Below are 22,113 nucleotides of genomic sequence, written 5' to 3'. Positions count from 1 at the left end.
TTTATTTATTTTTTGGGTTATAACCTTTTCCAGTTAAACGAAGCTCCATTCCTGATGGTGTCTTAACTTTTCGAGCTATAACTTGAGCATCTCTCTTAATAGTGCGAATTTGATCATAAACCTTTTTATAAGGCAAATGAAATTCAACATCCCTTAATAGACCGTCTACGTATCCTCTAGCCTGTTTGACTGCATAGTCTGGCTTCAGGATAAGATCTGTTCCGTCCTCTAAGCGAGCTGTCGCACCTCCTTGTTTTCCTAAGTTTTTTAAGTCCTTTAGGCGGACGGTTATTTCATCTGTCATAGATTTCTCCTTGAAGTTGAAAGGCGAAAATTACGCCGTGCTGTGTAAAAACGTATTTTTACATCGGTATTTCAAACGCTGGGTTTATAGTCTAGGAACCCTTACTCCTTCAGCTTATGACCATTGTCATGCTTTTTCGTTCAGTGGCTGGACTAGATATCCTTTTCTAGTTTGCTACTCGCCCCCGTTTCTTTTTTATCCATAGCCACGCTGTATCAGGGCAAGCCTTGTATTCAGTTTTCAAAGGTCTATAGTTTAATGACTTCTCGGTCAATATAGATTTATCTGTACTAGGTTTGGTCCGATTCAGATCCTAACAAGTAGTCAATAGTTACCCCAAAGTATTCTGCTACTTTTTTAGCATTTTCAAGACTTATCTGACTATATCCTGTTTCCCAGTTCGATATGGTGTTACGAAATACTCCTATCTGATCAGCCAAGGATTGCTGAGACAGCCTAGACTGCTTTCGTAAATCTCTGATACGATTTTGTGTTTGTTTCCTCACATCTACTTGTCTCCTTCATTATTTGGACTTGATAGTATTTCATCATCCATCAGGGGAGCATTATCCGCTTCCTTTATAACTTCTCCAATAGCACAACCAAAGAGAAATAATAAACCGATGACGAATATCATCATTAACCCTAGCTTAAACAATCCCATAAAGTCACCTCTCTTTCTTTTAACATGTTTCGGTGTTCTTTGATAATTCAGCTAAATATTGATTCAGTTTCGTCTCTGATAGTTTATCTGGATAATAGTATGCAATTAGACTAGGGCACTCATCAGGGAATTTTCTAGCATGCTCACTTTGTTCAGATACCTCCATAAAGCCCTGTTCTTTTTCGATAAGCAGAGCCATTTTCCAAAAACGAATCATCATTTTGTAGAAGTAGGCTGGGACATTCTGGATTGGTTCCCCTTCAGTCTCACCTGTTTTAATTTTGAAAATCAATTTATCAAGTTCACGCTCAAGATCTTGCAACCAAACCTCTCCATAAATCTCCTGATCAGCTAAGAGGTTGTTGTAATTCTTCTCAACTTGACGTTTTGCTTGATAGATTTTATTTTCAAGAATTTTCGCATCTTTCCCAAATAAACTGAGTTTCTGAACTAGTTGGGGAGAAAGAAAACCATGTTGCCCCATTTTGAATGCTTCAGAAATTGATAAATCAGAAAGAGGTGATTCGCTCTTGTATCGATTAGTATCATTAGATAATTCAGTCTCGTTATTCTCAGTATCATTAGCGTGTCGTTTCGACATTTTTTGACATGTCGTTCTAACATTTCCTTGATTTTTTTGGAAGTGTCGTTTTGACATTTCCGCCATTTCCGATGGTTTGGAGTGAATTTCTTCAGTAGGGAGAGCTTGATAGTCAATATTGCCTAAGTACAGTAGATTAGGCTTATTCAAACCTTGTCGAACCTCTTCTAAGAGGCCATATTCCTGAAGCTCTTTTTTTAGTTTAATAACTTTTTTATTACCATAGCCTAAAATTTCTTGAAGTTCAGTAATTGTATAAATTAGATAGACATCTCCGTTTTTATCAATCCAGTTATTTCTAAGAGATAGTTCAAAACGGTCTTTCAAGATAGCGTATGTAAATTTGGCATCTGTACTCATCGGTTTATAAAGTGGCGATTCAACAAATATTTTTGGTATTCTATAAAATCTTTCACTTGATTGAACCTGGCTTGCAGAAATTCGCTTCATACTAAACACCTACTTTCAACAAAAACTGACCAGTATCAGAAAACTGAAACAAACCAAATTCCTCTAGCTCTTTCAAAATTAAATGTGCTCTCGTTCTTGTCAAATTTTGTGACTTCATAATTTCTTTCAATACTAGGTCACGTGATTGTTGCGCTTGTCTTGTCATTGGTTATCCTTTCTTATCACCAGCTGATGGTGATTTATTCACAGCTATATCATAATAGATAATGAGAAAATCTGTTTTAAAGGGACAATGAAATAAATTATAGAATCAATATCCATAACAATTTCAATATTATCTGATATTTTTTCTCCTTTCTTTAATTTTTGAAATGAAAAAAGAGAGCGATTTTCTCACTCTCTTAAGTTATATGATATTTAATTTTTCACTTTCCCAAAACTCTAGACACTTAGCGGAGACTTTTTTTTATTTAACGTAAACAACTCCAAGTTTACCAAAAGCGACTTCCCCGCGGATAATCAAGGTTTTGCTGGTTGGTGCTACAGGAGCATCTGCCTTAGCTGCACCAAAGGAGGTTTCTACTTTCAAATCGACACGCCAGTGTTGCGGAACATAGACGGTTGCATTCCCGAAGGCCACTTCAATATTTAAAGTCGCAAAATCACCTAGCATCTCTGCATTATCATAGTAGATTTTAGCATCCCCAAAAGCGACTTCCACTTGGTCATCTACGAGATCTTGATCTTGCTTATAGAAGGTCCCGCTACCAAAAGCGACTTCCTTATCCGTGACGACTGTTTTTTTCCCATCGTACCACCATTTTTTTTCATTCCAGAACTTACTTGAATGCGTCAGATAACCAACACCTAGCACTGCTAAGATACTAGCCCAAAACAAAGACTGGTTTGGAATAGGAAGAATGTTATAAAAATGATTCGCAATCATTAAGGCTACTAGAGCGGTAAAAACTGCTGATGTTAGATGACGACGAAGCAAAGCTTCAACTGATTGGTAAGCAAAAAAGGCGATACCAATCAAAGGCCATATCTTGCCATCCAAAGAAGGAATTCCAAAATTCCCTTGCAGCAAGATCCAAGCTGCTAAAACCAATAAAACAATACCAAATGCTTTCTTTTTCATGTTTTTTACCTCATGTTTCTTAGATTTTCTTTTAGGAGGGATTGGTAATGTCGTGAGACATGAACCTCCTTGTGCGTCTGATAAAAGGAAATGGTGCCCGTTCCTGAAAAGGACTTATCCACTGAGTAAATCTGACGGATGTTTGCGATCGTTGACTTGGACACTCGACTGAAATAGCGAGGTAAGATGGACTCCAACTCATAGAGCTTGAGGCGAACTTCATAGGCTTCCTTCTGGTTATGAGCATAAATCTTACTCCCTTCTGTTTCAAAGAAGAGAATTTCTGACAGGTCTAGATAATATTCACCTGTCCCCTTGTAAAAAGTCAACCTCGGAGCCTTTGACTCTTGCAAAAGTCGTTGCAAATCTGCAATTTCATCTGTCAAAGTGGGGGTCTTGATGACAATTTCAGTCTCCTCTAAATTGCCATCAATCTCAATTCGTAACTTCATCACATCTCCTTTCTGACTCTACTATATCAAAGCTAAGTTAGGAATACAAGGGCAAAAAAGCAAGTGGTCAATTTGAAGCAGTAAGTGGTTGTAGGACTAGCTTAACTTACATGTCAGAATAGGAAGAAAAGGAATCCCCACACCAGACCACAAGCATAGCCAACCAAGACATCCTTGGGATAATGAACGCCCCCTAAAACCCTCACCAAGCCCAGCAAAGCTGAGAAGAGCAAGCATGCTAAGCCAACAGGTAGACTAGCATGCAGACAGGCCATGGAGATGATAGTTGCCGAAAAAACATGGCGACTGGGCATCGACTGTCCCGAGCTATCTTTTTCAAGCAGGGGACAGATATCCCAAGTTTCATAAGGCCGCGGGTGGTTGATTTTCTTACGAAAAAGGGACAAGATCACAAAGCCTGATGCAGGAATAAGCACATAAACCCCAACCTGCTGACCAAGTCCTAGTTGCAGGCAAGTGATGACTAGCAAAGTCAGATAGACCAAGGGCATGGCGACTGTCATCAAACGATTGAAATTAAGCAATAGAAATAAAAGGGTGGGATGGCTAGTTAGTTTGGAGCTAAGGTTGCTATACCATTCTTGATAATTTTTCATTAAATTTCTCATTCATTACCTTGTTTTCGTCTACAGGTGAGACGTTTATCTTCTAGTATAGTGCAGAAAAAGAAGGCCGTCAAGCCTTCTTTTGATTTATTCTTCTGCTTCGTCTTCTGTAAATTGACTATTGTACAAGTCAGCGTAGAAGCCACCTTGCGCCATTAGTTCCTCATGATTGCCTTGCTCGATGATATTGCCATCTTTCATGACAAGAATCAAATCGGCATTACGAATAGTTGACAAGCGGTGGGCGATGACAAAGGATGTGCGTCCTTCCATCAAACGGTCCATAGCTTTTTGAATCAACTCCTCTGTACGTGTGTCGACTGAAGATGTCGCTTCATCCAAAATCAAGAGCGGTGCATCCTTCAGCAAAGCACGAGCAATGGTTAAGAGTTGTTTTTGTCCGACAGACAAAGTCACTGTATCGTCCAAGATAGTGTCGTAACCGTCTGGCAAAGTCATGATAAAGTGGTGGATTCCCACAGCCTTGCTGGCTTCCATCATTCGTTCATCACTGATGTCTGTCTGATTATAGATCAGGTTCTCTCGAATCGTTCCTTCAAAGAGCCAAGTATCCTGCAAGACCATTGAAAAGGCATCATGCACTTCCGAACGCTTCATGTCCTTGGTATCCACGCCATCGATACGGATACTTCCCTTATCTATCTCATAGAATTTCATCAAAAGATTGACAATGGTTGTCTTACCAGCCCCAGTCGGCCCAACAATGGCAACCTTTTGACCAGCATGAGCTGTCGCAGAGAAGTCATGGATGATAGTGCGCTCTGGTGTATAGCCAAAGGACACGTGATCAAAAACCACTTCCCCTTTCATGTTGTTCAATTGTCTGTCCTTATGAGATTCATCTTGCATCTCTGCTTCAGCCAAAAATTCTAATACACGAGTCATGGCTGCACTCGCTTGTTGCAGGCTCGTAATCCCTTGGGCAATCTGTGACAGAGGTTGGGAGAAGGTCCGTACGTAAACCATAAAGGCTACAATAATCCCTATCGTGATATGCCCTTCTAACGCCAGCGCGGCCCCAACGATGATGACTAAGACATAACTAAAGTTCCCAACAAAGAACATGGCTGGCATCATGATACCAGAGATAAACTGAGATTTCCAGATACTATCATGCAAGTCTTGGTTTAAATCAGCAAATCTCGCTTTGGAGGTGTCCACTGCGTTGTAGCTCGTTACAACATTGTGTCCCGAATACATTTCTTCTACGTAACCATTGACGGCTGCTAGATTATTTTGTTGGGCTTTAAAATAACCCTGTGACTTGGCCATAATTACGGAAACCGCCGCAAAACCAACAAGGGTTGATATAACGGTTACCAATGCCAAAATCCAGTTCATCCCAAACATGGTCACCAAGACAGCAATCAACAAGAAACTAGCTGAAAGAACTGTCCCTAGACTTTGGTTGAGAGATTGCGCTGCTGTATCCACATCATTGGTCACGCGCGAAAGGGTATCTCCTTGTGAATGACGGTCAAAATAGCCAAGTGGCAAACGATTGATTTTTTCAGCGATTGCTGTCCGCAAGCGTTTTGAAAAATGCTGAATGCTCGTTGAAAAGATATAGGCCTGTGTATAATTAAGGATAGCTCCAAATACATACAGAACAACCAAAAATCCAGCAATGTTTGACACAGCTACCAAGTCGATTTCTGTAGCCAAGCCATCTGAAATCAAGTTAGTAATTTCTTTAATCTTAGTTGGACCATAAACGGTAATGATACTTGAAATGACTGCAGCCACAACTGCTATTAGGAGAGGGAGTTGGAGGCCTGCCATATAAGGTTTGCACTGTTTCCAGACCGAAACTTTTTTATTTTCCATCTTCCAATTCCTCCTTCGATAGTTGTGAGTAGGCAATTTCTTGGTAGACTTCGTTAGTAGCTAGAAGTTCTTTGTGGGTGCCTTGTCCCACGACTTTACCTTGATCCAAAACCAAGATCAGGTCGGCATCCATGATGGTTGAGATGCGTTGAGCAACGATTAACTTAGTCAAGGATTGTGTTTTTTCAGCTAATTCTTGGCGCAAGATCCGGTCTGTCTTGTAGTCCAAGGCTGAGAAAGAGTCATCAAAGATAAGAATCTCTGGCTTACGAGCCAAGGCCCGGGCAATAGCCAAGCGTTGTCTTTGACCTCCTGAGAAGTTGGTCCCACCTTGGGCTACTTCAGAGGACAGACCTGCTTCCTTATCCTCGATAAAGTTCTTAGATTGAGCCAATTCCAAAGCTTGCCACATAGCAGGTTCGCTGAGAGGACTTTCTTTACTCTTACCAAAGTCGAGATTACCCTTAACATCTCCAGAAAAGAGCACAGCTTTTTGTGGGATATAGCCGACCTTATTACGCAAGTCTTCCAAGTTGTAATCTTGCACATCGACACCATCTACTAGGATTTGACCAGATGAGACATCATAAAAACGAGGTATTAGGTTGACTAGAGTAGATTTCCCAGATCCAGTTGATCCGATAAAGGCAACTGTTTGACCTGCTTCGGCTTTAAAAGTAACATGTTCCACAACTGCTTCTGAGTTTTGAGAGTATCGGAAGCTTACATCACGGAATTCCACTTGTCCTTGAACTGAAGAATCTGCAGCCTGTGCTTGACTCGGATTCTTAATAGAAGGATGCAAATCCAAAACTTGGTTGATACGTCCTGCCGAAACCAAGGTACGAGGAAGAACGATAAAGAGTGCTCCCATGAGAAGGAATCCCATCACGACCTGCATAGCATAGGACATGAAGACTACCATATCACTAAAGAGTGGCAGACGTTCTGTCAAACTTGCATCGTTGATGATATAGGCACCAATCCAGTAAATAGCCAGACTCAAACCGCTCGAAATCGCCATCATAATGGGATTCATAATAGCCATCAATCGATTGACAAAGAGATTGAGACGAGTGACTTCATCGTTGGCTGCTTCGAATTTTTCATCTTGGTAATCTTCCGCATTGTATGCGCGAACAACTCGAATCCCAGTCAAACTTTCACGAGTGATGCTATTGAGTTTATCTGTCAATTTTTGGATAACCGATTGTTTTGGAAAGGCCAGAGTCATGAGAACGGTGGTCATCAAGACGTTGACAATAACAGCCACAACGACTGCCCACAGCCAGTATTCCGATTTCCCAAGGATTTTTCCAATGGCCCAGATAGCCATAATTGGCCCACGAGTAACCACTTGCAAGCCCATGGTAAAGAGCATCTGTACCTGGGTAATATCATTGGTCGTCCGAGTCAAGAGACTTGGGATTGAAAAGCGCTTGATCTCTGTCTGCGAAAAATCTAAAACCTGATGAAATACGTCTCTACGTAGATGGGTTGTATAGGATGCTGCAACGCGAGCGGCAAAGAAACCAACCATAACAGATGAAAAGAAAGCCAATAAAGACAAACCAATCATCTTCGCAGCTGGTGACCAGAGTTCACCCAACTGCGTTCCAGACGTTCCCAGTAATTCTGTAATTTGCGAAATATAAGTCGGCACCTCTAACTCGAGATAGACCGAGAAACAAGTGAACAGAATCGTAAGGACGATCATTCCCCACTCTTTTCCTGTAATACGTTTAGCGAGTTTCTTCATTCTCTCCTCCTATCTTCTCAACATTTTCTTGCAACTGACTGAGGACCTTTTCAAAGATTGCTAAGTCTGACTTTGAAACCCCCTCTAGCAGACTCTGATCAATCCGATCAAAAAAAGCTTTAACTTTTTGCATCTGCGAACGCGATTTCTCCGTCAGGCGAACAAATTTTGCCCGCTTATCACTCGGGCTGGCCTCTAGCTCAACCAAACCATTTTGCACCATGCGCTTGACTAAATTACTCGCCACAGATTTGGTAATATTGAGTTCCTGCTCGATATCCTTAATTAAGACCAGATTTTCAGACTGTTCTTGGCAATCTAAAAAACGCAGAACCTGCCCTTGCGGTCCACCCATAAATTCAATGCCACAACGCTTGGCTTCTTTCTGTACCATCAGATGAACCTGGTGTCCAAAACGTTTGAATATTAACATTGGCTTGTCCATGATTGCTCCTTTCTCACGATAAATATAGTTCTCACAAGAACTATTTAAGTTTCCATGAGAACTATTTTATCATTTTCAGAAAAGATGTCAAGAAAAAAGTTTCTATGAGAACTATCTTGGTTTAAATTGACATTAGGCAATATTTTTTCTATAATAAGCACTAACTACTGTGGATAGAAATCCATTCACTCGATGAAGGGAGAAAACTTTCAAATGAAACCAGAAGAACAAAGAGTTTTAGGAATCTTAGCAACCATTTTTGGAGCTATCGCACTTTTAGGGTCCTGGATTCCATTTATTAACTATCTATCGTTTTTCATCGCCATCGTAGCATTTATCTTGGGGATTATCGGCCTTATCGTCAACCTCAAAAAGCGGAAAACAATGGCTATTATTGGAACATCCCTGGCAGTTGCCTCTGTTGTACTTTTCTTTACGACCCAGGTACTGTACGCTAATGTCTACAAAGAGTTTGTCAGGGAGTTTAACCGTTCCTACAGCGAGGCGAGTGCCTCAATGGAACGCGAAGAAGAAAGCGACTTGACAGATGATAGCGCCTATTCCATCCCTGAGGAGGAAGAAGACGACACCTTCACCTGGACCCAAGAACAGTTCGACGCCTTAATCGAAGGTGACCTTGACAACAAAGGAAAAGGTGGTACCAACTACAAGGATATTATCAAAAAACACGGACTACCAGACTCCGAGTTTGACTCCACTATCGGAGGTTATAATACGAGAAAAATCACCTATATCTCCATTGGAGACAAGATCAAGACCGTTACCCTAACTTTTGCAAAAGATGACAATGGGCAGCTCTTGCTCGTCCAAAAACATGCAGTTGGTCTAGGTCAAGGAAAAAGCAAGCAACAAAACGATTCTGAAAGCAGAGTCTAAGTTCAAATATCAAAAAAACGAACAGCTAGTAAAACTGTTCGTTTTTCTATTAGAATCCATCTACGTTTGTGTAGATCTTTTGTACGTCTTCGTCGTCCTCAAGAACGCTGTAAAGTTTTTCAAAGGTTTCAAGGTCTTCGCCTGACAATTCCACTTCAGACTGAGGAATCATTTCCAATTCAGTCACTTGGAATTCTTCGATACCAGACTCACGAAGGGCAACGATAGCCTTGTGAAGGTCTGTTGGAGCTGTGTAAACCGTGATTGTTCCTTCTTCTGCTTCTACATCGTCCACATCCACATCTGCTTCTAGCAATTGCTCAAAGACTGCATCAGCGTCCTCACCCGCAAATACGATCACACCCTTGTTATCAAAGAGGTATGAAACTGAACCTGAAGCACCCATGTTTCCGCCGTTTTTACCAAAAGCTGCACGGACATTGGCTGCGGTACGGTTAACGTTTGAAGTCAAGGTATCCACAATCAACATAGAACCATTTGGTCCAAAACCTTCGTAACGTCCTTCTGTAAAGGTTTCGTCTGTGTTTCCTTTTGCTTTATCAATCGCTTTATCGATAACGTGTTTTGGCACTTGGGCTTGTTTCGCACGGTCGATAACGAATTTCAAAGCAGTGTTTGATTCTGGGTCTGGATCACCTTTTTTAGCTGCTACATAGATTTCTACACCAAATTTTGCATATACTTTAGAGTTAGCTCCATCTTTAGCCGTTTTCTTGGCTACGATATTGGCCCATTTACGTCCCATTAGGAATCTCCTTTTTTCACATTTTAATCTTTCTTATTATAACACAAGTTTTTTCGATTTTCACTAGAGGAAATGGATTTTATTCAGCAAATCCAGCTAGGATTGTCCTTTGGCTGCCAAGATTGCCTTGCCTTCTTTTATCAGGGGATGGCGAAAAAGTGAAAAGTACAGTTGGGTAGTCATGGCAACCCAGATAAGGGGTTCGCAAAGGATAACTCCCCTATAGCCTGCCCAAGGGATAATCAAAACCACAAAAACGATTTTCCCGATTAGTTCTATAAAGCTGGAAACTAGAGGAAGGACTTTCTGCCCCAAGCCCTGCAAGCAATTCCGATAAATCAGCAAGAGGCTCAAAATCGGATAAAAGACTGAACTGATTTGCAGGTAGAGGCTACCATTGTCTATCAAGTAACTATCCGTCGAACTGGCCAAGAAAGAAACCAAGGTAGGACTGGCAAAAAAGAGGAGAATACAAACAAAACCTGCCCAGGACATGCTCAAACGACTCCCAATACCAAGACCTTGAACTATGCGGTCTGGTCGCTTAGCCCCGAGATTTTGAGAGGCAAAGGTCGTCATAGCAGAAGAAATTGCCGTCATCGGAAGCAGAGCGAAGGCCATAATGCGTCGAGCTGCCGTCTGGGCACTGATAATCACAGCTCCAAAGGTATTGACAGAAGACTGTAAAATCACACTACCAATGGACACAATCGAACTCATCAGACCCATAGCCAAACCTTGCTCCAAGAGATCCGCATACAAGGCCTTGTTCCATTTAAAATGCTTGAGTTGAGGAAGCAGTTCTGGAACACTCTTGCGGATATAATAAAAGCAGAGAACCGCTGATAAGCCTTGCGAGATAATGGTAGAAAGGCCTGCAGATTGAACTCCCAGATGCAGTTGCGTAATAAAATACAAATCCAGAACCACATTAACCAAAGCAGAAAAAATCAGGAAGCCAAGAGCTGCTAGACTGTCTCCAATGGACCGCAACAAACCCGCAAAGAGATTATAAGCGAAACTGACGCCTACACAAGTCACAATCATAGAAATATATTGATAGGATTGAGGGAGGATTTCTGCAGGGGTATCTAAATATTGCAAGAGTGGATACAGACCGACAAATCCCATCAGCATGACCAAAATACTGAGAAGCCCTCCTAAAATCCAAGTTGCTGCTACTGCTTCTTTAATTTTAGTGAAATTACGAGCCCCATAATAGCGAGCAATGACAATCCCCATCCCATTGCCAACACCAAGCGTAAAGCCTATAATCAAGTCAAAAATGGCAGTTGTCGCCCCTACTGCTGCCAAGGAATCTTGACCAAGAAAACGCCCAACAATCAAGACGTCAGCTGTATTATAAAGCTGTTGGAAAATATTTGACAGCAAGATTGGAAAGGCAAAGCTTAACAGCGCAGGAAGAATGGGACCATGTATCAAGTCCACAGATCGTTTCTTATTCATAAAGCTATTATATCAGCTTTCTAAAGGAGCGACAAGGCTCTGTCACTAAGTTTGCAATCAATTGCTTACAGAGAGACAATTTGCTATAATCAAGAAAAGGAGGTCATTTATGAGTTTGACCAGTCAATTAATTACCGATGTATTTCCCGATCTGGATAAGGTTGAAAAGCTAAACAAGGAAGCCTTCCCTGAAGAAGAACGAGTCCCTCTGTCTGAGTTCTTGCGCTATCAGGACCGAGATGATGCCCACTTCTTTGCCTTTTATAACCAGGAAGAGTTTGTCGGCTTTGCTTTCTCTATTTCCAACCCAAAAGCTTTCTATATCAGTTTTTTTGCCATCATGCCCCACCTGAGAAGCCACGGGTACGGAAAGGAAATTATCGAAAAGCTAACCGATTTTTACCAGCGAACCATGTTGCTGGAAGTCGAGCGATTAGATGAGGAATGCGATAACTTGGAGCAAAGGAAGGCCCGCATGGACTTCTATCGCCAAAATGGCTTTAAATCAGCCAACGCTTTTCTAGAGTACGATGGTTTGAGTTTTGAAATTCTTTACCGTGGCGACCATTTTGACGAAGAGGCCTATCGCGACATCTTCCAAAAGTTACAGAATGAACATTATTTTGACTTTCATATAGAGTATCGTCGTTTTAGTGACCATTAAACAAGACTTATCCATCTGGTGAAGAACCTCTCTTTTTCGATAGAAGCTACATATAAAAATGCATGTAATTTACGATTACATGCATTTTTTATTTTCAACTGATCAGAATAAACTTTTATTCTCTCTATGGCTTAAGCTTCTGCATTGCCTTCTGGAAGAAGGAAGTAGAGAACAGCATAAGCTAAGATTCCAGAACCACCAAGTAGGGTGAAGATGATCCAAAGTGCACGAACAAGTGTGTGGTCCATGTTAAAGTAGTCAGCGATACCAGCACAAACACCAGCAATCTTTTTGTCTTGTACGTTACGAACAAGGCGTTTTTCCATTATAGTAGTCTCCTTTTTATAGAATGGTTTAATTTTATCATCAAATTAAAAAAATTGCAACAGTTTTTTTAATTTTTTTGATTAAATACTCTTTTATTACCCTTTTAAAGCTTATGAACACTTAATAATTAAACATAAAAAGCAGAGAAAGACTTCTCCGCTTTTATTTTTAATCTTCAATTTCGATTTCAAGTCCGTCGCCTAGGTCAAGTGTTACTTCTTGGTTAGGTGCTAAATCTTCTGCGACAGAGGTAGTAGTTGTCCCTTCTTCATCTTCAATCAAACCATATTGAACACGGACTTGGTGGTCAATGGCATCAAAAATCTCTGGGTGATCCGCCAAGTATTTCTTAGCATTTTCAGATCCTTGTCCGATTTTTTCACCCTTGTAAGAGTACCATGCTCCCGCTTTTTGGATGATATCGAGATCACTTGCGATCTTCAAGAGCTCACCAGTCTTAGAGATTCCTTCTCCGTACATGATTTCAACAAAGGCTTCCTTAAATGGTGGAGCCACCTTGTTTTTCACGACTTTGATCTTGGTTTCCTTACCGACATTGGTATCTTTTTGGTCACCAGTTCCCTTGATTTGTGTGCTTCCACGAACATCCAAACGGACTGAAGCGTAGAATTTCAGAGCACGTCCACCAGGAGTTGTTTCTGGATTTCCAAACATGACCCCAACTTTTTCACGCAATTGGTTGATAAAGATGGCAATTGTTTTGGTTTTATTGATAGAAGCACCAAGTTTACGCATGGCCTGGCTCATCATACGAGCTTGCAAACCAACGTGGCTGTCTCCAATGTCCCCATCGATTTCTGCACGAGGTACAAGGGCCGCAACTGAGTCAATAACAACAAGGTCAACTGCACCTGAGTCAATCAATTTTCCTGCAATTTCAAGACCTTGCTCTCCTGAGTCTGGTTGTGACAAGAGCAATTCGTCAATGTTCACACCAAGGGCTGCTGCATAGGCTGGATCAAGGGCATGCTCCGCATCGATAAAGGCAGCGATACCACCTTCTTTCTGTGCTTGCGCAACAGCGTGAAGGGCAACCGTTGTCTTACCAGATGACTCCGGACCGTAGATTTCGATGATACGCCCCTTTGGATAACCACCTGAACCGAGTGCAATATCAAGCGCCAAAGAGCCTGAACTCATCACTTGCACTTTTTGCTCTGCACGCTCACCCAAGCGCATGATTGAGCCTTTACCAAAGTCTTTCTCAATCAATTTAAGAGCATCGTTCAAGGCTTTTTCGCGGTCAGCTCCAAATTTTTTCCCAATTTCATCTAATTTTTTTGTTGGTTTTTTCGCCATTTTTTTCTCCTATATTCTACTGGTCCTTAGACCTATCTTTCATTATACCAAAATTTAGTCACTTAATAAAGCCTTGCGAACTAGGTTAAAGGCATGCATGACCGCAATATGTCGAACATCTGCTCGACTCCGTCCGGCAATATTAGCCTTGATCACCTCTGTCCCTTTTGCATGTGCCAGTCCAATAAAAACTGTGCCAGCTGGATGCCCCTCTAAGCTATCTGGTCCTGCAACCCCCGTTAAACTAACTCCATAATCTGACTGAATCTTAATTCGTGCTTGCTCTGCCATTTTTCGAGCCGTAAACTCAGAAACGACACCGTGTTCTTTTAGCTCTTGCTCGGAAATATCCAACATCTTGGACTTTTCTTCTAGGCTGTAAGTGACAAAACCGCCATTAAAGATAGCTGAAACGCCCGAAAAGTCTGCTAAAGTAGCCTGAAAAAGACCTGCCGTCAAGCTTTCTGCCGCAGTAATGCTTTTCTGTCTCTTCTTTAGCTCTTCTACAACGACACTTGCGAGACTGGTTTCTTCCCCATATCCATAACAGATGTCTCGCAGAGAAATTCCCTCGAAAGTTCGGCGACTCAAGATTTGATTTTCTAAGATATCCAGTGCTTGATCAGCCTTTTCTTGACTAACTGCTTTTGTAGACAAGCGCAAAGTCACTTCTCCCGTCTTGGCATAAGGCGCCAAAGTCGGATCGGTTTGATGGTCAATTAAATCCGCCAAAATGGTCACCAACTGACTCTCACCAATTCCAAAGAAACGGAGCACTCGTGAGTATAACTTGGTACCAGTCATTAACTTGGGTAAGAGTTGATTTAAGACCATAGGCTTCAACTCACTAGGCGGTCCTGGAAGGACCACGTAGGTTACGCCATCCACTTCCGACACCCCTCCTACTGCTAAACCTGTCTCATTTGGCAGTGGAGTTGCCCCTTCTACAATTTGGGCTTGGCGCTCATTATTCGGTGTCCGAGCATAGTCAGGTCTATGGGCAAAAAAGATATCCAATTTCTCTTGAGCTTGAGGGTCAAACACTAGATCTTTTCCTAAAAATTTTGCCAGAGTTTGTTTGGTCAAATCATCCTCAGTTGGTCCCAAACCACCTGTCAAAATCACAAGATTGCTACGTTGACTCGCAATCTCAAGCAAGGACAAAAGACGAGCTTCATTATCTCCAACAGCTGTTTGGAAGTAGACGTCTACCCCGATTTCGGCTAGTTTCTCTGATAAAAACTGAGCATTGGTATTGATAATCTGCCCTGTTAAAATTTCTGTTCCTACAGCAATAATTTCTGCTTTCATGTTTCCTCCTACTTATCTATTCGAATTTTTTTGAAAAAATCGCAGGAAATTTCCCACGATTTGATTCTTTTCTTATTCTGCTTCTTCGTTTGAAACGTTAGTACTGGTTGAAGGTGCTGTCCGACCAAAGGCTGTTTCGTACAGTACCGCATTGGTTTCCAATTCTGTCACCGGCTCTTTACCTAGTGAACGACGCAAGAGATTTTGCATTTCGAGCATATGTTCTGAAGTGACGATTTGATAAGAAATCCCCTGCAACTCAGCATCTTCTCCACGTAATTGATGGGTTTCAATATTCTTGAAAGAATCTTGATAACCGAGCAATTGTGGAATACTCTTTGCTGAAAGATCTACGTTGGTCTGCATATTGTTGCTCAATGCTTTGAGGATGCCTTGATAGTGGCTCACACTGTTTAGGCTCAAAACTTTCTCAACGATTTTTTGAATGACTTCCCGTTGACGTTTTTGACGACCATAGTCTCCTTCAGGGTCTTGGTAACGCATCCGTGAATACACCAGGGCTTCCTCACCATTCAAGGTTTGTTCTCCAACACCGATGGAAATCTTATTAAACTCTTCTTGGTCAGCAATCGAAATTGGGAAACCAAGTGTATTGTTGACAGTGATCCCACCAACTGCATCCACCAATTGTTGAAGTCCCTGCATGTTAACCATCACATAGCGGTCAATGTGGATATTCATCATCTTTTGAATAGTAGAAATTGCAAGTTCCGCACCACCATTAGCATAGGCCGCATTGAGTTTAGCTTCCTGAACTTGACCGTTTCCAGTCTCAATCTTGGTCAAAATATCCCGTTCCAAACTCATCATAGTGGTTTTCTTTGTTTTGGGATTAACCGTCAGGAGAATCATGGAATCACTATTTCCCGCCCACGGGTCTGTACGTTCCACATTTCCCGTATCTACCCCCATCAAGAGGATAGTCAGAGGCTCCGTCGCTTCGATAACGTTGGTTTCTTCCCCGATTTTTTTGTAAGTCTTTTTACTTAGGGTTTCTGTTCCCTGTTGGTAGATGGTATAGCCATAAACCGCTACACCTAAAACTGTTACTGCTAGGAAACCTAGCACCATTCCAATTAATTTTTTAATCATCTCGTTATTTATTTATCAGCTTGCCCATAAGACAAACATCTAAAAATATCCCTTCTGCTAAATAGGCTCCTCTTTCTTGTAAGCCTTCTGTGATAAATCCCATTTTTGAATAGAGGTGGACTGCAGCCTCGTTTCGTTTTTGTACACTAAGTTGCAAACGGCGCAAGACGCCACTGACTTTAGCCCACTCGATGCCTTCTTCTAGAAGTATAGTCGCCAAGCCTTGGTTCCAAAATTTCTTGCGAACTGCTAGAAAAACATCACCGATATGTCGAACTCTTAAATGTTGGTCTGCTGTGATATTTAAGACTCCTGCAATCTCATCATTCAGTAAGGCGAGGAGAGTAATTTGATTCTCTGATGCAGCTTGTTTTTCGATAAAAAGAGCCATTTCAGAAGCTGTCATCATGATGCCATTTTCATCTAGGCTAGTAAAGTCTGTCTCTTGACCGACACAATCTAAAAATGCAATCAAGGCTGTAGCATCTGACATCTCTGCCTCACGAATACACAACTCATACTCCATCTTGAAACTCCTTGATGAGTTGTTCAGCCCGAGAGCCATGAGCCGTAAAATGAAGACAACGACCATCAGCTTCTTTCAAAATTTCCAACTCCAAGTAAGAATCTGGTAAATCTTCACCCAAAAGATGCCCCCACTCAATAACAGTCACACCGCCACCAAAGAGAAACTCATCCAAGTCAATAGAATCAGCATCACCTTCGATACGGTAGACATCCAAGTGGTAAAGTGGCAAACGTCCTTCATACTCTCTGACAATGGTATAGGTTGGACTTTTAATCATCTGACAGATATCCAAGCCCTTGGCAAGGCCTTTTGTAAAGGTTGTTTTACCCGCACCTAACTCTCCAGTCAAGATTAGAACATCGTCTTTTTGAAGCAAATGACCTAATCTTTCTCCGAGAGCTAGAAGCTCTTCTTCATTTTTTGTGTGCATGCTACTATTATACCAAAAAGTTTTCTTTTGTGTGAATTTTCTTTAGGGACTTACTATAACAATTTTGAAAAATTCTCCTCCACTTAAAAGAATACAACTATTGAAAAAACAAACAAGATATCCCGAATCAGGTGTCCATAAAAGGAGATTTCCCTTTGAATACATTTTGGAAAAAGAAAACGTGCGCATAGAAAACCAACACTGATATAAAGGAGAATCGAGAAAATCACTAAGGGATTCCTCAAGAAAACCATCGTAGCTAGAACGGAAATGACGACTGTTTTCTTTTTATTTAGGTGATTTTCTATATCGCGAAAAATTTTATCAAAAGGTAAGAAAATCAATAGATCTACTCCTAGCAAGAAAAAGAAGGAGGGTAAAAAGAGGTCAACCAATTCCTGCTGCAATTCGCTAGTGGTTTGGATGCTTTCTGAGAGAACCAGACAGGTTGCCAGAAGATTGATTACTAAAAGGAGGTAATAAACAAGGCTCACTTTCTTTTGAACATGTAAAATACTATGTCTAGACTGGTCTGCTGTATGGAAATAATTTATCCCAGCACACAAAACAGAAAATCCTACTATCAAAATCAAAAAATAAACATTGGCCTGTTTTAAAGATAAAAAGGTTTCTTTCCATAATAGACAACTAGAAAAACTAATCTGGATGACTGCAATCAACAACAATAGGCGAATTGATTTTACCATTTCTTTTCCCTCCCTATATGGGATTATACCTTGTGAGGAGTTTGAAATGATTGTTTCCGCCTCAAGTGTTCATTTTTTGTGCTCAACTGACCAAAAAAACAGTTCTGTGTACAACAGAACTGTTTTTTTGCCAGTCTAATCCTTAAACCAGAGAGCAATTTCACGTTTTGCAGAAGCTTCCGAATCGGAGCCGTGAACTACATTTTGAATGGCTTGATTGTCTCCTGCAGCCTTGGCAAAATCTCCTCGGATAGTTCCCGGTAGAGCTTCTTCTGGACGAGTAGCTCCCATCATAGTTCGCCAAGTTTCAATCACTTTCGGACCTGATAGAACGCCCACCACTACTGGTCCTGAAGTCATAAACTGACGGATAGGAGGATAAAAACTTTTTTCAACCAAGTCTTGATAGTGTTGATCAATCAAAGCTTCTGAAACTGCTGAACGTAGCTCTAATTTTTCGAGTTTGAAACCTCGTTGCTCCATTCTTTGCAGAATTTCGCCAACCAGCCCTCTTTTCACACCATCTGGCTTAATGATAAAGAATGTTTGTTCCATATGGACACCTCCTTGGCATTTTAGTTCTTCTATTCTACCATACTTTATGAAAAAGCGGGAAAATTTTCTGAAATAAAACAAAGAGAACCCAAAGGTTCTCTTGTTTGCTTTTATTCTACTGTTTCCTCAACTTGGATTTCCACAGTTTCATCTACTGGAGCGTTTTCTGCCTCTTCTTGTTCTGGAGCCAGATATTCTGCTTCATTGATAGCTTGTGGTTCAAGGTTACGGTAGCGAGCCATACCAGTACCAGCTGGGATGATCTTACCGATGATAACATTTTCCTTGAGTCCAAGGAGATGATCTTTCTTACCACGGATGGCCGCATCTGTAAGGACACGAGTTGTTTCCTGGAAGGAAGCTGCTGACAAGAAACTATTTGTTTCAAGTGAGGCTTTGGTGATTCCCATAAGAACTGGGCGACCAGTCGCTGGAACTCCACCTGCGATAAGAACATCCTTGTTAGCATCTGTAAAGTCGTTGATGTCCATGAGGGTACCCATAAGAAGGTCTGTGTCACCTGGATCCATGACACGAACTTTACGGATCATTTGACGAACCATTACCTCGATGTGTTTGTCACCGATTTCTACCCCTTGGCTACGGTAAACTTTTTGTACTTCACCGAGAAGGTAAGTTTCAACTGACAAGACATCACGAACAGCAAGGAGACGTTTTGGTTGGATAGAACCTTCTGTCAATGCTGCACCGCGAGAGACTTGGTCTCCAACTTCGACACGCATACGGGCTGTAAATGGTACCACGTATTCGCCTTCTCCAGTTTCACCCTTAACGAAGACTTTCTTGGTACGAGTTGACGCGTCTTCTTCGATGGCAGTAACTTGTCCTTTGACCTCTGTGATGACCGCTTCCCCTTTAGGATTGCGGGCTTCAAAGATTTCTTGGACACGAGGAAGACCCTGAGTGATATCGGTATTTGAGGCAACCCCACCCGTGTGGAAGGTACGCATTGTAAGCTGTGTACCAGGTTCCCCGATAGATTGGGCAGCGATTGTACCAACTGCTTCACCAACTTCAACCGCATCACCAGTCGCCAAGTTGATACCGTAACAGTGACGGCAGACGCCATGACGAGTGTTACATGTAAATACAGAGCGGATAGTAACTTCTTCCACACCAGCATTGACAATTTCACGCGCCTTGTCCTCTGTAATCAACTCATTTGGACCGATGATCACTGCACCAGTTTCTGGATGTTTAACAGTTTTCTTAGTGTAACGACCGTTGAGGCGTTCTTCGAGAGACTCGATCATCTCTTTTCCTTCTGCGATAGAGCGGATCAAGAGACCACGGTCTGTTCCACAGTCGTCCTCACGGATGATAACATCTTGGGCAACGTCAACCAAACGACGAGTCAAGTAACCTGAGTCGGCTGTCTTAAGGGCCGTATCGGTCATACCTTTACGGGCACCGTGAGTTGAGAAGAACATTTCGAGTACTGACAAACCTTCGCGGAAGTTTGAAAGGATTGGCAATTCCATGATACGTCCGTTCGGAGCGGCCATCAGACCACGCATACCGGCAAGCTGTGAGAAGTTTGAGATGTTACCACGGGCTCCAGAGTCCATCATCATAACGATTGGGTTCTTAGGATCTTGGTTGGCAACCAAACGTTTCTCCAATTTTTCACGGGCTGCACGCCATTCAGCTGTAACAGCGTTGTAGCGCTCGTCGTCTGTGATCATACCACGACGGAATTGTTTGGTGATTTGTTCTACACGTTTGTGTGATTCTTCGATGATTTCAGCCTTGTCTTCAACAACTGGGATATCGGCAATACCTACTGTCAAACCTGCAAGAGTTGAGTGGTGGTATCCGAGGTTCTTCATGCGGTCAAGTAGTGCAGAAGTTTCTGTCGTACGGAAACGTTTGAAGATTTCAGCGATGATATTCCCAAGATTTTTCTTCTTGAATGGAGGGTTGAGTTCAAGATTGCGAATAGCTTCCTTGATATCTCCACCTAGTGGCAAGAAGTACTTAGCTGGAACACCTTCTGTTAAGTTGGCATTTGTTGGTTCTTGCAAGTAAGGCAGACCCTCTGGCATGATGTCGTTGAAGAGGATTTTACCAACTGTTGTCAGCAAGACCTTGTGTTTTTGCTCTTCTGTCCATGGTTTGTTGAGGCTATCTGTCGCGATACCAACACGTGAATGGAGGTGAACATAACCATTGCGGTAAGCCATAACCGCTTCGTCACGGTCTTTGAAGACCATTCCTTCACCTTCACGACCAGCTTCTTCCATGGTCAAATAGTAGTTACCCAAAACCATGTCCTGAGAAGGAGTAACAACTGGTTTACCATCTTTCGGGTTCAAGATGTGCTCAGCAGCAAGCATAAGGATACGCGCTTCTGCTTGGGCTTCTTCTGAAAGCGGTACGTGGATGGCCATTTGGTCCCCGTCAAAGTCGGCATTGTAGGCTTCACAGACAAGCGGGTGCAAGCGAAGGGCCTTACCATCAATCAAGACTGGCTCGAAGGCTTGGATCCCCAAACGGTGAAGGGTCGGGGCGCGGTTCAAAAGTACTGGGTGTTCTTTGATTACTTCTTCAAGAATATCCCAGATACGTTCGTCTCCGCGTTCCACCAAGCGTTTAGCCGCTTTGACGTTCTGCACGATGTCACGAGCAACGATTTCACGCATGACGAATGGTTTAAAGAGCTCGATCGCCATTTCACGTGGCACCCCACATTGATACATCTTAAGCGTTGGACCAACGGCGATAACGGAACGTCCTGAGAAGTCAACACGTTTACCGAGCAAGTTTTGACGGAAGCGCCCTTGTTTCCCTTTAAGCATGTGGCTCAATGATTTCAGTGGACGGCTACCTGGTCCTGTGATTGGACGACCACGACGACCGTTGTCAATCAAAGCGTCAACCGCTTCTTGAAGCATACGCTTCTCATTTTGAACGATGATACCTGGTGCGTTCAACTCAAGCAAACGAGCCAAGCGGTTGTTACGGTTGATAACACGGCGGTAAAGGTCGTTCAAGTCAGATGAGGCAAAACGGCCACCATCCAACTGCAACATTGGACGAAGGTCTGGTGGAATAACTGGAAGGATGTTGAGAATCATCCATTCAGGTTTGTTTCCAGACTTGTAAAAGGCATCCAAAACATCCAAACGACGGATGGCTTTGACACGTTTTTGTCCAGTAGCTGTCTTCAACTCTTCTTTGAGTTCGGCAATTTCTTTTTCAAGATCTACTTGTTTCAAGAGGTCTTGGATGGCTTCGGCACCCATTTTGGCAACGAATGATCCATAACCATACTCACGCAAGCGCTCACGGTATTCGCGCTCTGTCATGATAGACTTGTGCTCAAGTGGTGTATCCTTAGGATCAATCACCACATAAGCCGCAAAGTAGATAACTTCCTCGAGGGCACGAGGGCTCATATCAAGAGTCAAGCCCATACGGCTTGGAATCCCCTTGAAGTACCAGATGTGAGATACAGGAGCTTTCAACTCGATGTGCCCCATACGCTCACGACGAACTTTTGTACGCGTTACTTCAACCCCACAGCGGTCACAAACAATCCCTCTGTAACGAATGCGTTTGTACTTACCACAAGCACATTCCCAGTCTTTTGTAGGACCAAAGATGACTTCATCAAAGAGTCCTTCACGTTCTGGTTTCAACGTACGGTAATTGATTGTTTCAGGTTTTTTGACTTCTCCATAAGACCATGAACGGACTTTGCTTGGAGAAGCTAGGGTGATTTGCATACTTTTAAAACGATTTACATCAACCAC

General features: G+C 42.2%; 24 protein-coding genes. 2 read left to right on the top strand and 22 right to left on the bottom strand.

Annotation, left to right across the window (positions count from 1 at the left end):
• Position 1: 1 nt before the first annotated feature.
• The 11 genes from HMPREF2991_RS06305 to HMPREF2991_RS06265 all read right to left on the bottom strand — a co-directional run bounded on the left by HMPREF2991_RS06305 (position 2) and on the right by HMPREF2991_RS06265 (position 8,251).
• Positions 2-304, bottom strand: coding sequence for a hypothetical protein (locus HMPREF2991_RS06305; RefSeq protein WP_000128978.1), 303 nt, complete (start codon positions 302-304; stop codon positions 2-4).
• A 290-nt stretch (positions 305-594) separates the two neighbouring features.
• Positions 595-810, bottom strand: a complete 216-nt coding sequence (locus HMPREF2991_RS06300) for a helix-turn-helix transcriptional regulator (RefSeq protein WP_070683667.1) — start codon at positions 808-810, stop codon at positions 595-597.
• 2 nt (positions 811-812) lie between these two features.
• A complete protein-coding gene (locus HMPREF2991_RS11020; protein WP_180364428.1) occupies positions 813-968 on the bottom strand; it encodes a hypothetical protein in 156 nt (51 codons plus the stop codon).
• 19 nt (positions 969-987) lie between these two features.
• The gene (locus tag HMPREF2991_RS06295; protein ID WP_070683665.1) at positions 988-2,019 is read right to left on the bottom strand and encodes a replication initiator protein A; all 1,032 of its coding nucleotides are present in this window, start codon (positions 2,017-2,019) and stop codon (positions 988-990) included.
• A gap of 1 nt (position 2,020) precedes the next feature.
• Positions 2,021-2,185 carry a hypothetical protein gene (locus HMPREF2991_RS11015; protein ID WP_180364429.1) on the bottom strand — a complete coding sequence of 55 codons (165 nt, stop codon included), beginning with the start codon at positions 2,183-2,185 and terminating at the stop codon, positions 2,021-2,023.
• A gap of 261 nt (positions 2,186-2,446) precedes the next feature.
• Positions 2,447-3,121: a LiaF transmembrane domain-containing protein gene (locus HMPREF2991_RS06290; RefSeq protein ID WP_000725733.1), complete on the bottom strand. Its 675-nt coding sequence runs from the start codon at positions 3,119-3,121 to the stop codon at positions 2,447-2,449.
• Positions 3,122-3,126: 5 nt separating this feature from the next.
• Positions 3,127-3,573 (bottom strand): LytTR family DNA-binding domain-containing protein, encoded by a 447-nt coding sequence (locus HMPREF2991_RS06285; RefSeq protein ID WP_000776591.1) that lies wholly within the window; start codon positions 3,571-3,573, stop codon positions 3,127-3,129.
• A gap of 113 nt (positions 3,574-3,686) precedes the next feature.
• Complete coding sequence (locus HMPREF2991_RS06280; protein ID WP_000800953.1) at positions 3,687-4,190, bottom strand: phosphatase PAP2 family protein; 504 nt, start codon at positions 4,188-4,190, stop codon at positions 3,687-3,689.
• A 96-nt stretch (positions 4,191-4,286) separates the two neighbouring features.
• Entirely contained in the window at positions 4,287-6,047 is a 1,761-nt protein-coding gene (locus HMPREF2991_RS06275) for an ABC transporter ATP-binding protein (RefSeq protein WP_049478840.1), read from the bottom strand.
• The gene (locus HMPREF2991_RS06270; protein WP_049520831.1) at positions 6,037-7,806 is read right to left on the bottom strand and encodes an ABC transporter ATP-binding protein; all 1,770 of its coding nucleotides are present in this window, start codon (positions 7,804-7,806) and stop codon (positions 6,037-6,039) included. The genes HMPREF2991_RS06275 and HMPREF2991_RS06270 overlap by 11 nt, the downstream gene beginning before the upstream one ends.
• Entirely contained in the window at positions 7,790-8,251 is a 462-nt protein-coding gene (locus tag HMPREF2991_RS06265) for a MarR family winged helix-turn-helix transcriptional regulator (RefSeq protein ID WP_042902930.1), read from the bottom strand. Before HMPREF2991_RS06265 ends, HMPREF2991_RS06270 begins: the two co-directional genes overlap by 17 nt.
• Before the next feature lie 192 nt (positions 8,252-8,443).
• On the opposite strand from HMPREF2991_RS06265, the gene HMPREF2991_RS06260 reads away from it, so the two are divergent.
• Positions 8,444-9,148 carry a CD20-like domain-containing protein gene (locus HMPREF2991_RS06260; RefSeq protein ID WP_042902931.1) on the top strand — a complete coding sequence of 235 codons (705 nt, stop codon included), beginning with the start codon at positions 8,444-8,446 and terminating at the stop codon, positions 9,146-9,148.
• A gap of 49 nt (positions 9,149-9,197) precedes the next feature.
• Here HMPREF2991_RS06260 and HMPREF2991_RS06255 read toward each other — a convergent pair whose 3' ends face one another.
• Together HMPREF2991_RS06255 and HMPREF2991_RS06250 are read right to left on the bottom strand one after the other, a co-directional pair.
• Positions 9,198-9,914 (bottom strand): YebC/PmpR family DNA-binding transcriptional regulator, encoded by a 717-nt coding sequence (locus HMPREF2991_RS06255; protein ID WP_000532894.1) that lies wholly within the window; start codon positions 9,912-9,914, stop codon positions 9,198-9,200.
• 96 nt (positions 9,915-10,010) lie between these two features.
• The gene (locus tag HMPREF2991_RS06250) at positions 10,011-11,381 is read right to left on the bottom strand and encodes an MATE family efflux transporter (protein WP_070569258.1); all 1,371 of its coding nucleotides are present in this window, start codon (positions 11,379-11,381) and stop codon (positions 10,011-10,013) included.
• Between the two features lie 109 nt (positions 11,382-11,490).
• Here HMPREF2991_RS06250 and HMPREF2991_RS06245 point away from each other — a divergent pair, with 109 nt between their 5' ends.
• Positions 11,491-12,045: a GNAT family N-acetyltransferase gene (locus HMPREF2991_RS06245; RefSeq protein WP_000060281.1), complete on the top strand. Its 555-nt coding sequence runs from the start codon at positions 11,491-11,493 to the stop codon at positions 12,043-12,045.
• A gap of 131 nt (positions 12,046-12,176) precedes the next feature.
• On the opposite strand, the gene HMPREF2991_RS06240 is transcribed toward HMPREF2991_RS06245, so the two are convergent.
• The 9 genes from HMPREF2991_RS06240 to rpoC all read right to left on the bottom strand — a co-directional run bounded on the left by HMPREF2991_RS06240 (position 12,177) and on the right by rpoC (position 22,113).
• Positions 12,177-12,371, bottom strand: coding sequence for a PspC domain-containing protein (locus HMPREF2991_RS06240; protein ID WP_049520829.1), 195 nt, complete (start codon positions 12,369-12,371; stop codon positions 12,177-12,179).
• Positions 12,372-12,540: 169 nt separating this feature from the next.
• The gene (gene recA, locus HMPREF2991_RS06235) at positions 12,541-13,692 is read right to left on the bottom strand and encodes a recombinase RecA (protein ID WP_070569261.1); all 1,152 of its coding nucleotides are present in this window, start codon (positions 13,690-13,692) and stop codon (positions 12,541-12,543) included.
• Between the two features lie 54 nt (positions 13,693-13,746).
• Positions 13,747-15,003 carry a competence/damage-inducible protein A gene (locus tag HMPREF2991_RS06230; RefSeq protein ID WP_070569264.1) on the bottom strand — a complete coding sequence of 419 codons (1,257 nt, stop codon included), beginning with the start codon at positions 15,001-15,003 and terminating at the stop codon, positions 13,747-13,749.
• A gap of 72 nt (positions 15,004-15,075) precedes the next feature.
• Positions 15,076-16,116 carry a glycopolymer--peptidoglycan transferase LytR gene (locus tag HMPREF2991_RS06225; protein WP_070569267.1) on the bottom strand — a complete coding sequence of 347 codons (1,041 nt, stop codon included), beginning with the start codon at positions 16,114-16,116 and terminating at the stop codon, positions 15,076-15,078.
• A gap of 4 nt (positions 16,117-16,120) precedes the next feature.
• Positions 16,121-16,642, bottom strand: a complete 522-nt coding sequence (locus HMPREF2991_RS06220) for a GNAT family N-acetyltransferase (protein ID WP_070569270.1) — start codon at positions 16,640-16,642, stop codon at positions 16,121-16,123.
• On the bottom strand, positions 16,632-17,075 hold the full coding sequence (gene tsaE / locus HMPREF2991_RS06215; protein ID WP_000556957.1) for a tRNA (adenosine(37)-N6)-threonylcarbamoyltransferase complex ATPase subunit type 1 TsaE: 444 nt from the start codon (positions 17,073-17,075) through the stop codon (positions 16,632-16,634). The genes HMPREF2991_RS06220 and tsaE overlap by 11 nt, the downstream gene beginning before the upstream one ends.
• Before the next feature lie 83 nt (positions 17,076-17,158).
• Positions 17,159-17,782, bottom strand: coding sequence for a hypothetical protein (locus HMPREF2991_RS11220; protein WP_070569273.1), 624 nt, complete (start codon positions 17,780-17,782; stop codon positions 17,159-17,161).
• 135 nt (positions 17,783-17,917) lie between these two features.
• On the bottom strand, positions 17,918-18,337 hold the full coding sequence (gene ndk, locus HMPREF2991_RS06205) for a nucleoside-diphosphate kinase (protein WP_070569276.1): 420 nt from the start codon (positions 18,335-18,337) through the stop codon (positions 17,918-17,920).
• Between the two features lie 110 nt (positions 18,338-18,447).
• Positions 18,448-22,113 carry a DNA-directed RNA polymerase subunit beta' gene (rpoC, locus tag HMPREF2991_RS06200; protein WP_070569279.1) on the bottom strand — a complete coding sequence of 1,222 codons (3,666 nt, stop codon included), beginning with the start codon at positions 22,111-22,113 and terminating at the stop codon, positions 18,448-18,450.

The sequence above is a fragment of the Streptococcus sp. HMSC072D07 genome (assembly GCF_001814835.1).
Classification (GTDB): Bacteria; Bacillota; Bacilli; order Lactobacillales; family Streptococcaceae; genus Streptococcus.
The sequence above is the reverse complement of the archived record's forward strand: the minus strand, read 5'-3'. Positions and strand labels throughout refer to the sequence as shown.

What these genes read in the sequence shown, in the direction of transcription:
- HMPREF2991_RS06280 (WP_000800953.1), bottom strand. Translation starts at nt 4,190, where the DNA reads ATGAAAAATTATCAAGAATGGTATAGCAACCTTAGCTCCAAACTAACT.
- HMPREF2991_RS06295 (WP_070683665.1), bottom strand. Translation starts at nt 2,019, where the DNA reads ATGAAGCGAATTTCTGCAAGCCAGGTTCAATCAAGTGAAAGATTTTAT.
- HMPREF2991_RS06265 (WP_042902930.1), bottom strand. Translation starts at nt 8,251, where the DNA reads ATGGACAAGCCAATGTTAATATTCAAACGTTTTGGACACCAGGTTCAT.
- ndk (WP_070569276.1), bottom strand. Translation starts at nt 18,337, where the DNA reads ATGGAACAAACATTCTTTATCATTAAGCCAGATGGTGTGAAAAGAGGG.
- HMPREF2991_RS06240 (WP_049520829.1), bottom strand. Translation starts at nt 12,371, where the DNA reads ATGGAAAAACGCCTTGTTCGTAACGTACAAGACAAAAAGATTGCTGGT.
- HMPREF2991_RS06245 (WP_000060281.1), top strand. Translation starts at nt 11,491, where the DNA reads ATGAGTTTGACCAGTCAATTAATTACCGATGTATTTCCCGATCTGGAT.
- HMPREF2991_RS11220 (WP_070569273.1), bottom strand. Translation starts at nt 17,782, where the DNA reads ATGGTAAAATCAATTCGCCTATTGTTGTTGATTGCAGTCATCCAGATT.
- HMPREF2991_RS06250 (WP_070569258.1), bottom strand. Translation starts at nt 11,381, where the DNA reads ATGAATAAGAAACGATCTGTGGACTTGATACATGGTCCCATTCTTCCT.
- HMPREF2991_RS06290 (WP_000725733.1), bottom strand. Translation starts at nt 3,121, where the DNA reads ATGAAAAAGAAAGCATTTGGTATTGTTTTATTGGTTTTAGCAGCTTGG.
- HMPREF2991_RS06260 (WP_042902931.1), top strand. Translation starts at nt 8,444, where the DNA reads ATGAAGGGAGAAAACTTTCAAATGAAACCAGAAGAACAAAGAGTTTTA.
- HMPREF2991_RS06305 (WP_000128978.1), bottom strand. Translation starts at nt 304, where the DNA reads ATGACAGATGAAATAACCGTCCGCCTAAAGGACTTAAAAAACTTAGGA.
- HMPREF2991_RS11020 (WP_180364428.1), bottom strand. Translation starts at nt 968, where the DNA reads ATGGGATTGTTTAAGCTAGGGTTAATGATGATATTCGTCATCGGTTTA.
- HMPREF2991_RS06270 (WP_049520831.1), bottom strand. Translation starts at nt 7,806, where the DNA reads ATGAAGAAACTCGCTAAACGTATTACAGGAAAAGAGTGGGGAATGATC.
- HMPREF2991_RS11015 (WP_180364429.1), bottom strand. Translation starts at nt 2,185, where the DNA reads ATGACAAGACAAGCGCAACAATCACGTGACCTAGTATTGAAAGAAATT.
- HMPREF2991_RS06255 (WP_000532894.1), bottom strand. Translation starts at nt 9,914, where the DNA reads ATGGGACGTAAATGGGCCAATATCGTAGCCAAGAAAACGGCTAAAGAT.
- HMPREF2991_RS06225 (WP_070569267.1), bottom strand. Translation starts at nt 16,116, where the DNA reads ATGATTAAAAAATTAATTGGAATGGTGCTAGGTTTCCTAGCAGTAACA.
- HMPREF2991_RS06220 (WP_070569270.1), bottom strand. Translation starts at nt 16,642, where the DNA reads ATGGAGTATGAGTTGTGTATTCGTGAGGCAGAGATGTCAGATGCTACA.
- recA (WP_070569261.1), bottom strand. Translation starts at nt 13,692, where the DNA reads ATGGCGAAAAAACCAACAAAAAAATTAGATGAAATTGGGAAAAAATTT.
- HMPREF2991_RS06275 (WP_049478840.1), bottom strand. Translation starts at nt 6,047, where the DNA reads ATGGAAAATAAAAAAGTTTCGGTCTGGAAACAGTGCAAACCTTATATG.
- HMPREF2991_RS06230 (WP_070569264.1), bottom strand. Translation starts at nt 15,003, where the DNA reads ATGAAAGCAGAAATTATTGCTGTAGGAACAGAAATTTTAACAGGGCAG.
- HMPREF2991_RS06285 (WP_000776591.1), bottom strand. Translation starts at nt 3,573, where the DNA reads ATGAAGTTACGAATTGAGATTGATGGCAATTTAGAGGAGACTGAAATT.
- tsaE (WP_000556957.1), bottom strand. Translation starts at nt 17,075, where the DNA reads ATGCACACAAAAAATGAAGAAGAGCTTCTAGCTCTCGGAGAAAGATTA.